This window comes from Candidatus Pantoea bituminis (assembly GCF_018842675.1).
In the GTDB taxonomy this organism is placed as follows: Bacteria; Pseudomonadota; Gammaproteobacteria; order Enterobacterales; family Enterobacteriaceae; genus Pantoea; species Pantoea phytostimulans.
The window spans coordinates 2,342,328-2,354,757 of sequence record NZ_JAGTWO010000004.1; the positions used below are offsets into that span (position 1 = coordinate 2,342,328).

At 49.4% G+C, this 12,430-nt stretch carries 7 protein-coding genes and 4 pseudogenes; 5 read left to right on the forward strand and 6 right to left on the reverse strand.

Annotation, left to right across the window (positions count from 1 at the left end):
* Positions 1 to 11: 11 nt before the first annotated feature.
* Positions 12 to 1,061 (reverse strand): oxygen-dependent tRNA uridine(34) hydroxylase TrhO, encoded by a 1,050-nt coding sequence (gene trhO / locus KQP84_RS14805; protein WP_215847101.1) that lies wholly within the window; start codon positions 1,059 to 1,061, stop codon positions 12 to 14.
* A gap of 254 nt (positions 1,062 to 1,315) precedes the next feature.
* Between trhO and KQP84_RS14810 the strand changes: the two genes are divergently transcribed.
* The 3 genes and pseudogenes from KQP84_RS14810 (at position 1,316) to KQP84_RS14820 (ending at position 3,586) form a co-directional block, all read left to right on the forward strand.
* The gene (locus tag KQP84_RS14810) at positions 1,316 to 2,239 is read left to right on the forward strand and encodes a Kdo(2)-lipid IV(A) acyltransferase (RefSeq protein WP_215847102.1); all 924 of its coding nucleotides are present in this window, start codon (positions 1,316 to 1,318) and stop codon (positions 2,237 to 2,239) included.
* Positions 2,240 to 2,803: 564 nt separating this feature from the next.
* Positions 2,804 to 3,061, forward strand: a pseudogene (locus KQP84_RS14815) (hypothetical protein); the annotation flags it as partial.
* 124 nt (positions 3,062 to 3,185) lie between these two features.
* Positions 3,186 to 3,586, forward strand: a pseudogene (locus tag KQP84_RS14820) (MysB family protein).
* On the opposite strand, the gene KQP84_RS14825 reads toward KQP84_RS14820, so the two are convergent.
* From KQP84_RS14825 to KQP84_RS14835, 3 genes and pseudogenes are all read right to left on the reverse strand, one after another.
* A complete protein-coding gene (locus tag KQP84_RS14825; RefSeq protein ID WP_215847103.1) occupies positions 3,577 to 3,816 on the reverse strand; it encodes a YceK/YidQ family lipoprotein in 240 nt (79 codons plus the stop codon). The pseudogene KQP84_RS14820 and the gene KQP84_RS14825 sit on opposite strands and share 10 nt — an antisense overlap.
* Positions 3,817 to 3,970: 154 nt before the next feature.
* A pseudogene (gene mdoH / locus KQP84_RS14830) lies at positions 3,971 to 6,522 on the reverse strand (glucans biosynthesis glucosyltransferase MdoH).
* Positions 6,515 to 8,050, reverse strand: coding sequence for a glucan biosynthesis protein G (locus KQP84_RS14835; protein ID WP_215848300.1), 1,536 nt, complete (start codon positions 8,048 to 8,050; stop codon positions 6,515 to 6,517). The pseudogene mdoH and the gene KQP84_RS14835 overlap by 8 nt, the downstream one beginning before the upstream one ends.
* Positions 8,051 to 8,329: 279 nt before the next feature.
* Between KQP84_RS14835 and mdoC the strand changes: the two genes are divergently transcribed.
* Positions 8,330 to 9,454: a glucans biosynthesis protein MdoC gene (gene mdoC / locus KQP84_RS14840; RefSeq protein WP_215847104.1), complete on the forward strand. Its 1,125-nt coding sequence runs from the start codon at positions 8,330 to 8,332 to the stop codon at positions 9,452 to 9,454.
* 31 nt (positions 9,455 to 9,485) lie between these two features.
* On the opposite strand, the gene KQP84_RS14845 is transcribed toward mdoC, so the two are convergent.
* Positions 9,486 to 10,946 (reverse strand): phospholipase D family protein, encoded by a 1,461-nt coding sequence (locus tag KQP84_RS14845; RefSeq protein WP_215847105.1) that lies wholly within the window; start codon positions 10,944 to 10,946, stop codon positions 9,486 to 9,488.
* A 155-nt stretch (positions 10,947 to 11,101) separates the two neighbouring features.
* Between KQP84_RS14845 and KQP84_RS14850 the strand changes: the two are divergent.
* A pseudogene (locus tag KQP84_RS14850) lies at positions 11,102 to 12,264 on the forward strand (beta-glucosidase).
* On the opposite strand, the gene KQP84_RS14855 reads toward KQP84_RS14850, so the two are convergent.
* Positions 12,233 to 12,430: a hypothetical protein gene (locus tag KQP84_RS14855; protein ID WP_215847106.1), complete on the reverse strand. Its 198-nt coding sequence runs from the start codon at positions 12,428 to 12,430 to the stop codon at positions 12,233 to 12,235. The pseudogene KQP84_RS14850 and the gene KQP84_RS14855 overlap by 32 nt on opposite strands.

Here is a 12,430-nt window from a genome sequence, read left to right on the forward strand (position 1 = left end):
GCGGGATGACATCACTTCTTAAGCGGAGCAGGAATGGTCATGTTTAACAATCCACGAGACTTGTTGAACACTTTATTTCCATTTTCTCGTCCGGCGCGGCGCGCGCGCTGCTCTTCTGGCGACAGTTTCGCTTCTTCCTGGCACAGCGGACTGCAGCAGTTTTCATAGGTCTCAGCACAAGCTGGACACTGAATAAAGAGCAGGTGGCAGCCATCATTCACACAATTCACGTGGGTGTCACAAGATGTTCCACATTGATGACAATGTGATAAGACGTCTTCTGAAATACGTTCGCCCATGCGCTCATCAAAAACAAAATTCTTGCCCTTAAAGCGTACGGGCAAGCCTTGCTCACGAGCACGGCGAGCATATTCGATGATGCCACCTTCCACATGATAAACATCTTCAAAGCCGTTATGACGCATCCACGCACTGGCTTTTTCACAGCGAATGCCACCGGTGCAGTACATCACAATTTTTTTATCTTTCTGATCTTGCAACATATCAACCGCCATCGGCAGTTGGTCGCGGAAAGTATCAGCGGGCACTTCCATGGCGTTATCAAAACGTCCCACTTCATACTCGTAGTGGTTACGCATATCAACGAACACGGCATCGGGATCGTCCAACATGGCATTCACATCAGCCGCTTTCAGATATCTGCCAACGTCGCTGGCATCAAACGTATTGTCTTCAATGCCGTCCGCCACAATGCGGTCACGCACCTTCAGGCGCAGTACCCAAAACGATTTGCCGTCGTCATCCAGCGCCACATTCATGCGTAGATTATTCAAGGCAGGATCAAAACCATAAAGGAATGACTTCATTTTTTCATACTGGCTGGCGGGCACGCTGATTTGCGCGTTAATGCCTTCGTGTGCCACATAGACACGACCAAACACTTTTAGCCCGGTTAAACCAACATACAACGCATCACGAAAGGCTTTTGGATCAGCAATTTGGAAATATTTATAGAAAGAGACAGTGGTGCGCGGCTCAGTTTCAGCCAACATGCGCGCCTTCAGCTCTTTATTGGAAACAAGGTTGTGTAACACTGGCATGGTGTTCGTTCCTGTTATCAATAGGAGAAATTTAGCGCGCACATGATACCTGAAAACACCCAGATGCAAAGTGCATAAGGAAATTGATTTGATGCAGTGTAAATTTTTGGCGGTTGTGCTTTTCATCTGCAACGCTTAGCTGCTTGTTACGCCGGTTCGCAATATTTCCGCCTGGGACAAAAACTGGCACAATAGGGAAAATCAACGAGATAACGGCGCCATAAGGTGCGTGACGCAGGATAATACTATTTCACATGACCCAATTGCCTCAATTTTCGCGTGAACTTCTTCATCCCCGCTATTGGTTTACCTGGCTGGGTGTCATTTTTCTTTATGTTTTCGTGCTACTTCCTTATCCCCTGCTCTACGTTTTGGGTTGTGGCATTGGACGTATCGGCATGCGTTTTATGAAACGTCGCGTCAGTATTGCGCGGCGAAATCTGGAATTGTGCTTTCCGCAGATGCCCATAAACGATCGCGAAGCGATGGTAAAACATAATTTCGAATCAGTTGGCATGGGGTTAATTGAAACCGGTATGGCGTGGTTTTGGCCAGACTGGCGCATCCATAAATGGCATAAGCCCTCTGGGTTAGAACATATCCAGCAGGCGCGAGACGATCAGAAAGGTGTGTTGCTGATTGGCATGCACTTTTTAACTCTGGAAATCGGTGCACGCATGTTCGGCATTCATAATCCGGGTATTGGTGTTTACCGACCGAACGATAATAAGTTGATTGACTGGCTTCAGGTGCGTGGCCGCATGCGCTCGAATAAGGACATGTTAGACCGTAAAGATCTCAAGGGGATGATCCGCGCTTTAAAAAGAGGCGATATCATTTGGTACGCACCAGATCATGATTATGGTCCACGCAGCAGTGTTTTTGCGCCCTTTTTTGCGGTGGAGAATGCAGCAACCACAGCGGGTACGCATATGCTGATGCGAACCAGCAAACCTGCCGTTATCCCTTTCGTTCCGCGTCGTTTACCGGATGGCCGTGGCTATGAGTTAATGATTTTGCCTGACGTAAGCGGAGACTTTCCTCTTACAAATGATGTGGATACGGCGATGCGCATGAATAAAGTGGTTGAAGAAGGCGTATTGTTAGCACCAGAACAATATATGTGGTTGCACCGTCGATTTAAAACCAAACCTGAGGGTGAACCTTCACGGTACTAATTACATTCAGGAGGGGAAATATTTCATCTCCTGAATCATTTTAAATTAATTACTCACTATACTATCACTGTAAAAAACTTATTTACCGCTTCGTATACTGTCCATTGTTAAATTGAGTGACTATTTTTTAAAAACCAAAGAATATTTGATATTTATGCATCATAATTAAGAAATTGCCGCTTAAGATTAAATGCCACGCACAAATTCTTAGATATTTGCATAAAAACATTGAGTGAAACGTTAAGATAACTTATTAAATTCACCATAAATATCCTTGAGCATCGGCCCTGTTTTTTAAAATTCCAGGGCTTTTCCGATTTAATTAATCTTAATGCTTTGGCTACGCTTATCAGTCCAGTAAAATTAACTTATTTTACAAGGCTTTGTCCTGGCACATCGCTCTATATTCTTTTTTAGAAACTTTTAACTCTTTTATATATCCTTATGGAATTTGAATATCAAATTTTTTGCCGGTAATTTCAACCTAACGGTTAATTTTATTTAACTGCGCATTTAAAAATTATAAGAAGATTACCCACAGCAAACCCTTCGTAGGAATATTTTATGAATAAAGGTATTTATTATTACGTGACAATCAGCACCGATCAGGAAGGTTATCATTATTTACACCGCAAGGAATGTAAGCGCATGCCCGTTAAGGAAGACGTCATTTTTATCGGCACGCTCTATAATTTGAATCAGGCATTATCCATCGCCAGGATAAATTTTAAGAAAGTTAAACCCTGTATAAAGTGCTGTATTCGCTATTCTGCTCCGATAATTCGCGAATCAGTACGTCCGGTTTTGCATTTCCCCAGAAAGCAATGTAAATCCGAATCGGCGGGAATCGTCTACTTTCCCGCCGGTTGTCCTGTCAGCAACTTCCCTCCCCCATTTTTCGTCTATCCTTCTGTGAAATCCCGTTAAACAGGCATGGAGAATAGCGATGAGCATGTTCAGTACATTAGAAGAAGCCATTGAAGCGGCGCGTGAGGAATACCTCGCCAATCATCCCGAACTCGATGAAGCCGATGCATCGATAAGCCAGTTTGGCCTGCAAAAGTATGTAATGCAGGACGGCGATATTATGTGGCAGGCTGAGTTTTTGAAGATGAAGGCGAACCGGGCGAATGCTTGCCAATCCGCAGCGGAGAAGCAGCGCAGGCTATCTTTGATGGTGACTTTGAAGAGATTGAGTTGCGTCAGGAATGGCTGGCTGAAAACACGTTACACGAGTGGGATGAAGGTGAGTTTCAACTGGAGCCGCCGCTGGACACCGAAGAAGGTGAAGCGGCAGCGCAAGAGTGGGAAGACGACAACAGCGATTCAGACCGCAGTTATTCGTAAGGTCCGTGACTGGCATCAACAGGCAGTAAGAGCGTATCCAACACCAGCGACAGCGGCAGATCAATAATGGTCAACACACGCCATGCGCTGTCGCGAACATCCCACTGTACGCCAGGATAATATTGATTACCGTGTCCCTGACCGGGCACGGTTCTACTGATAATGCTACCGCAACCGCTCAACAGCAAAATGGACAAGGTTAAAACAGATAGTTTCAGGAAACGATTCACAACAGTTTCTCTTAATGGAATTGACGCTATTTTAGTAATCCACACACAGAAGTAACACCCACATTTCCACTGAATTACGTAAAGTTCGCGTTAAATCGCTGCGTTAACCCGAATCTGAGCCATAAAAAAAGCGGCATCCCTGCCGCTTTTTTGCTTAGGCGTTTTGTGGCAACGCCTGTGGATTCAATTTCAGCTTTTGATAACTTTCAACCCACTGATGATACTTCTCTGCGTTTTCCCATAAACGGGTATGAACGCGTGCCAGCACCACCGGATCGCTGATCAGCTGCAATCGCTGTTCACGGTTGAGTTTCTCGGGTGCATCGCTTAATGCCTGATCGACGCGACGATCGCGCGCATGCTCCAGCAGCTGGCTTTGCTTGTGACGAGATGTCGCAAGCGCCGTTGCCAAGGCATTGAACGCCGGGTGGAATACCGCATGCATAAAGCCATTTTCCAACGCACGTTCGCGGTTGAGCTTCAGATAGAAGTCAGTATCCACCAACTCTTTCGGCGGCTCATACTCTTCAGGGATCAGGAACAATTTTGCATTTTTGCTCTTAATACCCAACGTGGCACGGCTCGACATCACTGAAACAAACGGTGAAAGGATCAGCGAGAAGACGATCGGCGCTAACCACCACAGGAAGTTGAGATCCAGCCAACCCATACCTGCCGCCCAGACAATACCCAACGCCATTTGAGAACCGTGACGTTTGAATGCTTCACTCCACGGCGTAGCATCGTCATCACGTTGTGGCGAATTCCACACCACTTCCCAGCCAAGGAATGCACTGACCACGAACACGGTATGGAAAAGCATACGTACCGGCGCCAGCAATACCGAGAACAGCATTTCCAAAAACAGTGAAAGGGTTACGCGCATTACGCCACCGTAAGGTTTAGCGCCTTTGAACCAAATCAACACCACACTCAACAGTTTTGGCAAGAACAGCAGCACCATTGTGGTTGAGAACAGGGCTATCGCCAGTTCAGGACGCCACTGCGGCCAAACCGGGAAGAGCTGTCGCGGTTGCAGGAAGTAAGTTGGTTCCATCAGCGTATGCACAATCTGCAAGGCGGTGGAGAGCGCAAGGAACATAAACCATAACGGCGCAGAAAGATAAGACATTACCCCCGTCAGGAACACCGCACGGTGAACGGGATGCATTCCTTTCACCAGGAACAGGCGGAAGTTCATCAGGTTACCGTGACACCAGCGACGGTCACGTTTAAGCTCATCCAGCAAGTTTGGCGGGAGCTCTTCATATGAACCCGGCAGATCGTAAGCGATCCACACCCCCAACCGGCACGACGCATCAGCGCAGCCTCAACAAAGTCATGCGACAGAATTGAGCCCGCAAATGAGCCTTCACCAGGCAACGGCGCTAGCGCACAGTGCTCAATAAACGGCTTCACGCGAATAATGGCGTTATGGCCCCAGTAATGCGATTCCCCCAATTGCCAGAAGTGCAAACCGGCGGTAAACAGCGGACCGTAAACGCGTGTTGCGAACTGCTGACAACGCGCGTAAAGCGTGTCCATGCCAGACGCTTTTGGCGAAGACTGGATGATACCCGCATTTGGATTGGCATCCATCATGCGTACTAAGCCGGTAAGACATTCCCCGCTCATTACGCTGTCAGCGTCCAGCACCACCATATAGCTGTAGTTGACGCCCCAACGACGACAGAAGTCATCAATGTTGCCGCTTTTACGCTTCACGCGACGACGACGACGGCGATAGAAGATTTTGCCTGCGCCGCCAACATCACGTACCAGTTCCATCCAGGCTTTCTGCTCGGCGATGGCAATATCAGGATCGTAGCTGTCGCTGAGGATGTAGACGTCAAAATGTTCCGCATTGCCGGTACGGACGACGGATTCCCAGGTCGCTCGTAATCCAGCAAATACGCGCTCTACATCTTCATTACAGATCGGCATGATCAACGCTGTACGGTGCTCAGGGTTAAGTGCTTCATCGCCTACTGTTGAGTAAGAGATGCTGTACTTGTCGCGACCAATAAGCAGCTGTAAAAAGCCCATCAGCGCAGTCCAGAAACCGGCGGAGACCCAACAGAATAGGATGGCGAACAGGAACAGAATTCCGGTTTGCAGCACATAAGGCAGAATCTGCATCACCGATTGCTGCCAGTTCTGATTGATCATCTCCATCGGGTCGAGCAGCGTCCAGCCCTGATACGGCAGAATGGTTTTCATGTACCAGGTTGCCACAACGGTCTGGAAAAGCGTCAAAATCAGCAAAGTGTAGCGACGCATTGATCCTACGTGACGCCACTTCTCTTCAGCACGCTGCTCTTCTGGATTGGCGTAGCGCGGCACTGATTTTTGTCCACGTAATGAAGACCAGGCACGCACCAACGGGTTAGTACGCCAGGCTTCCGGGAACATCAGCGAGCGCTTCACTTTCGGCATGGCCTTCAGCGTGGTGCGATCGAGATAATCTTTGCCGAGCTGTTGGCCATCAGCAAGCGAGTCTGGCCAGGCCATTTTCACCCGCGATGAAACAGATTTCAGTGGCGCATCGTCAGGGCGATCGCTGGCTGCCACATCCTGGCCCAGCGACTCGTGTATGAAGTGAAACGCCTCGGCATTTTGCAGCGAGGCGCTTAAACGGGCTTTTCCTGCCGCATCCAGCGGCAGGGATTCCACGTAACTTTGAGGTGTAAAAGTCGATTTATTCATTGGCAGGTAGCTGATAGCTCCAGGTTTCCGTCAATGTCTTGTCGCCGCTAACCAGCGCCGCACGCATTTCGGTTGGCTGCTTGTTGTCTTTCACACGCAGACGCAACACCAAACGCCAGCCTTTATTGACCGGGTTATAGCGTACGCTCTGCTCAACCACATCCGCGTTATTACCCACACTCACCTGTGGTGCAACCTGGCTGTTTTCCGGCATTTGGCTCATCGCTTTACCCACAAAATCGAGAGTAAAGGCGATGCTGCCATCCGGTTGACGCACCAGATTAGACTGCTTAACGTCACCGGCAGAACGCAGGGTGTTTTTCACCCATGCCGTGTCGTCCGAGTGCAGTTGGCTTTCGTCACGCGTGAAGTGTAGACGGTATTTGAAGTTCATCTCTTTGCCCGGCTCCGGCAGGTTCTCCGGTGTCCAGAAGGCAACGATGTTGTCGTTGGTTTCATCCGCAGTAGGGATCTCCACCAGCTCGACGCGGCCTTTACCCCAATCGCCTAAAGGCTCAACCCAGCCACTTGGACGCTGATCGTAACGATCGTCAAGATCCTGATAAGCGCTGAAGTCGCGGCTACGTTGCAGCAGACCAAAACCTTTCGGGCTTTCGATGGTGTATGTGCTCACCGCTAAATGGCGCGGATTATTCAGCGGACGCCAAATCCATTCGCCGTTGCCGCTATGGATGGAAAGACCATCAGAATCGTGCAACGAAGGACGGAAATTATTAACCGGCGACGGCTGGTTAGCACCGAACAGGAACATGCTGGTCAATGGCGCAACACCCAGTTTGCCCACTTTGTCGCGCAGATAGACTTTAGACTGCACGTCAACGACCGACTCATTACCCGGACGAATAACAAAACGGTAGGCACCGGCTGCTCGAGGCGAATCCAGTAAGGCGTAGATCACCAGTTGCTTATCTTGTGGTTTCGGACGTTCGATCCAGAACTCTTTAAAGCGCGGGAACTCTTCGCCAGAAGGCAACGCGGTATCAATCGCCAAACCACGCGCCGACAAGCCATAAACCTGGCCCGCACCGATCACGCGGAAGTAGCTGGCACCCAGAAAACTGGTGATCTCGTCATCTTTACCTTTGGTATTTAATGGGTAAAGGACTTTAAAACCCGCGAAGCCCAAGTTTTTAACCGAATCGGCGTCATGTTTCACATTGCCGAAATTAAAATAATCAGGGTTGTATTTGATTTCACGCACCGCGCTAGCCGTGACTTCATTAATTTGTACCGGCGTATCGAAGTACATACCCTGATGATAAAATTCCAGCTTGAATGGCGTACGCAATTTGCCCCAATACGCTTTATCGTGGTTAAACTGGATCTGCTGATAATCAGCAAATTTCATTTCACGAAACTGAGAGGGTAAATTGCTTTTAGGCGCTTCGAAGCTTTTCCCTGCCAACGCTTTGGCTTGTTTGGCTACATCATCGATGTTAAACGCCCAACTGTTATTGGCGTACAACGCCAGCAGAACTGCAGCGCCAATCCAACGCACCTTTTTCAGTTCTGGTTTATTTTTCTCTTTAGTCAGCACATCCCCCCTTTCGTGTGCTTAAATCAAACCCGCTTATCTTAAAGGATTATTCGGTTTTCCGACAGCTTATGCGCAAGAATGTTCCCTTTATTCGTAAGCCAGATGTGTGATTTTAGGACAATTAAACGATACAGATTTAGCTGATAGTATACCTCGTTTATCACAGGTAGAATTTCACTCCGGCATAATCCGGTTTCAGGGCGAAACTGGCTAAAACAGACTCACAACGTACTAACGAACAGGAACTTTATGAGTACAGCAAAACCTGAACGTGAATATTTTCTCGACTCCATTCGGGCTTATTTGATGTTATTAGGGGTTCCATTTCACGTTTCCCTGATTTATTCCACGCAAAAATGGGCAGTTAACAGTACCGACGCTTCATTATGGTTGACGCTGTTTAATGATTTTATTCACGCCTTCCGTATGCAGGTCTTTTTTGTCATCTCCGGCTATTTCTCCTACATGCTCTATTTGCGCTATCAGCCGCAGCGGTTTTTAAAAGTACGGTTGGAGCGTGTCGGCATTCCGCTGCTCACTGCCATTCCGCTGATCACTCTGCCGCAATTTTTTATGCTCAAAGAGTGGACGCAGAAATTGTCTGGCTGGGATAATTTTAGTCTGTACGAGAAATTTAATAACCTGATGTGGGAGTTAATCTCTCACCTGTGGTTTCTGGTGGTGTTGGTGGTGCTAACCACGCTGGGCATGCTGACGTTCCGCTGGTTACGCGATCAAAAACACGCCATTGATTACCAACGTGTGGGTTGGGGTTCGCTGACCTTAGGCGTTATGGCGTGGGCGTTGTTATGGTGCCTGTTCCGCCGTGCGATCTTTCTTTTCCAGCCTGACTGGTTAATGAATGGCTTGTTCAGTATTGGGGTGATGCAATCACTGTTCTTTATGCCTTTCTTCATGCTTGGCGCGCTGTCGTGGAAGCATAAGGCGCTGAAGCAGTTATTTGTACGATTCAATCCCGTGATGTGCTTTGGCGCAATTGTGGTGTTTGTTGCCTACTGCGCAAATCAGCGGATGAGCAGTGGTGAAGGTTGGTTATATGAACTGGATGCGCTGATCTCCACCCTGATGGGCTTGTGTATGCTCAACGTCTGCTTCTGCTTCGGCCATAAGCTGCTGAACTCACATTCGCCGCGCATCATGTATCTGGTCAATGCTTCGCTGTTTATCTATTTGGTCCACCATCCCCTGACGTTGCTGTATGGCATTTATATTACGCCGCACATCAGCAACAACACGCTGGGCTTTTTCGTTGGCCTGATAATGGTGTTTGGCATCGCCTTTCTGTTGTATGAGATTCACCTGCGCATTCCGCTGCTGCGCTTCTTGTTCTCCGGTAAGCCGCAGAACAAATAATAAAAAAGCGATCCCGTTGGGGATCGCTTTTTTAAAGCAGCCATTCAATAGGCAAACGCCAGACTAATCGCACCTGCAATCGCTGCCACAGCGAACAGCCCGGTTCATGTTTATGCACCACTTCTTCTGATTCGTTCGGATACTCAAGCCAGTTTACCCTGCCCCACTTATCCAGTCGTAGTGTCCAGGCACGATCGCGCATTGAATCAATGAAGCGCTGATGGGTTTTCATTGCCAGCGATTCGCTTTCAATCACTAATCCCATTTCCGTGTTGAGTTCTGCTGAACGTGGGTCAAAATTAAACGAGCCAATAAACAACGTTTTTTGATCGACCGAAAAGGTTTTGGCATGCAAACTCGAACCCGAATTACCGGTCAAACCGCGATCGTGTGGCGCATCCTGCAAGGCGGATTGCGGTTTAAGTTCATACAGCGCGATACCGTGACGTAATAGTTTCTTGCGCCATTTAGCGTAACCCGCATGCACAATGGAGACATCATTCGCCGCCAGCGAATTGGTCAGAATGGCGATTTTCACCCCTTTACGCTTTAAGGCCAGTAGCTGCGCCACGCCCGCTCGCGTCGGCACAAAATAGGCTGAAATAATATCGAATTGATGCTGCGGCGTACCTATCACTTCCAACATGCGCTGCGGCAGCAAGCTTTTGCGCTTTGCTTTGCCTAAACCTTTACGCGGATCGTCGCTGAGCAAACGAGATTTCGCCCATGTCAGCTCCAGGGTGCCCTGTTCGAGTTGGCTGACAAACGCAGAATTATCCAGCCGTTTGAGGTAGACCTGAACGGCTTCGCTGTGGCGCCAGGCTTCCGGCAAACGCACCGCGCTTTTGTCATCGCTGGTTTCATCCAGCACCTTTTTCAACGGCGATACCGGTTTGCTTTTCCAATAGCGCTCAAAATCTTTGCTGACCTCTTCTACAACCGGCCCAATGGCCATAACATCGAGATCTGCAAACAGCGGTTCATTACCGGTTCCGAAATATTCATCACCAATATTACGTCCGCCCACCAACGTGGTAATGCCATCAACGGTAAAACTTTTATTGTGCATACGGCGGTTAAGACGTGCGAAATCAGTCAGGTAACCCAGCGCGCGCAGGGTTCGAAATGAGAAAGGATTGAAGAGCCTGACGGTGATATTGGGGTGACGATCGAGCTGCGCCAGGGTTTCATCCAGGCCCGGCGTATTGTTGTCATCCAGCAGCAAACGGACTTTTACTCCGCGTTCTGCGGCGTCCAACAGGGCGCTAAACAGCAATCTCCCCGACATGTCGTTTTGCCAGATGTAGTACTGAATATCGAGCGAGCGTTCAGCTTTTTCAATCAGCATATAGCGGGCGGCGAAGGCGTCCAGCCCATCGCTGAGCGGATGAATCCCGCTGAGGTCGGCACGGTGCACTCGCTGCGGTTTAAGCCGCTGTTCCAGCCAGCTCTCACAAAGAGTGGTCGGATGCAGGTCAAAAGCTTCGGTCATGTTAATTCCCTGAATGATGCAGTTATTTTTATTATTCACCGGTCTGAGGAAACACGCTATGCGAGCCTTCCGACTTCACTACACGGCTGTTGATGTTTTTAGTCTAGACTTAGCCGAACCATCTGTGACCGGCAATTGCCTGGAAGGAGAGGAAAATGACGCAGCAATCCCTTACCGAAGGTTCACATCGCCATCATCCCCACCTGTTTCGCAGCTTCTTTCAGGGCAGCTTCCCTGCTCCACCGCCTGTCGTGCGCCAGGAAAAAGGCTGGACATGGTGATCTCCAGTGGTCATGACATGTTGCTAAATAAAGATTACGCCACGCTGGTGGAACAGCACATTTTGACGGCGCGCGACGGTGCTCGCTGGCATTTGATTGAGAAAACGCCCGATGTCTATGACTGGCACTCTTTCCTGCCGATGATCGAGGCGGCACAGCGTCATAATCTGCAAATTATCTGGGAGCTGGCGCATTTTGGCTATCCCGATCATCTCAATATCTGGAAAGCAGAATTTGTCGAGCATTTCGAACGCTTCGCCCGCGCCATGGCACAGCTAATGCGAGACCACGGCATCGAGCAGCCTTTCTTTACGCCCATCAATCAAATCTCGTTTTGGTCATGGGCTGGCGCTGACGTTGCCTGGTTTAATCCTCACGTGGCGAATCGCGGCAAAGAGCTGAAGCGACAGCTGGTGCGCGCTTCGCTGGCAGCCATTCACGCTATTCGTGAAGTCTATCCCGACGCCCGCTTTGTATTAACCGATCCGCTGGTGCAGATCGCCACACATCCCGACAACCCAGACAGTAAACCTTATGCCAATGCGCAACATCAGGCGCAGTTCGAAGCCTGGGATATGTTAGCGGGTCGCCTCGATAAAGAGTTAGGCGGCAGCGAAGCGTGTCTCGACATCCTGGGTTTGAATTATTATCCCGACAATCACTGGTTTTTCCCGGATCTCCCCATGGAAGCCGATCATCCCTCAAGGGTGCCGCTGCATACGCTGCTCGCGCAGTGCTGGCAGCGTTATCAACGTCCCATGCTGCTGGCAGAAACCGGCGCAGAAGGCAATGCAGGCGCAACCTGGTTGCAGGAAGTCAGTGAAAATGTGTCGGTGGCGCTGGAAAATGGGATTGCCATCGAGGGCGTTTCGCTTTACCCGGTGGTGGAATATCCCGCCTGGGCTGATGATCGCCGCTCGCCAGATCCGCTGCTGGGATTAGGCGATCCCAATGGTAATCGCACCCTGCATGAGGGGCTGGCGCTGGTATTACGTAGCCAACAGATCAAATATGAAAAACGCGATCAGGATGGATGAGAGATTGGCGGGTGAGGCTTGGGGAGCAGGATTGCACGTCAAGAGAAGGATCGGTGGGATGGCGCACATCGGTGAGCCAGGTCATGGTAAACAGGAACGTAACCCCAATCAGACACGCAGCCAGCAGGCCAATAATCGCAATCAGTTTGTCATCTCTGTTTTCCAT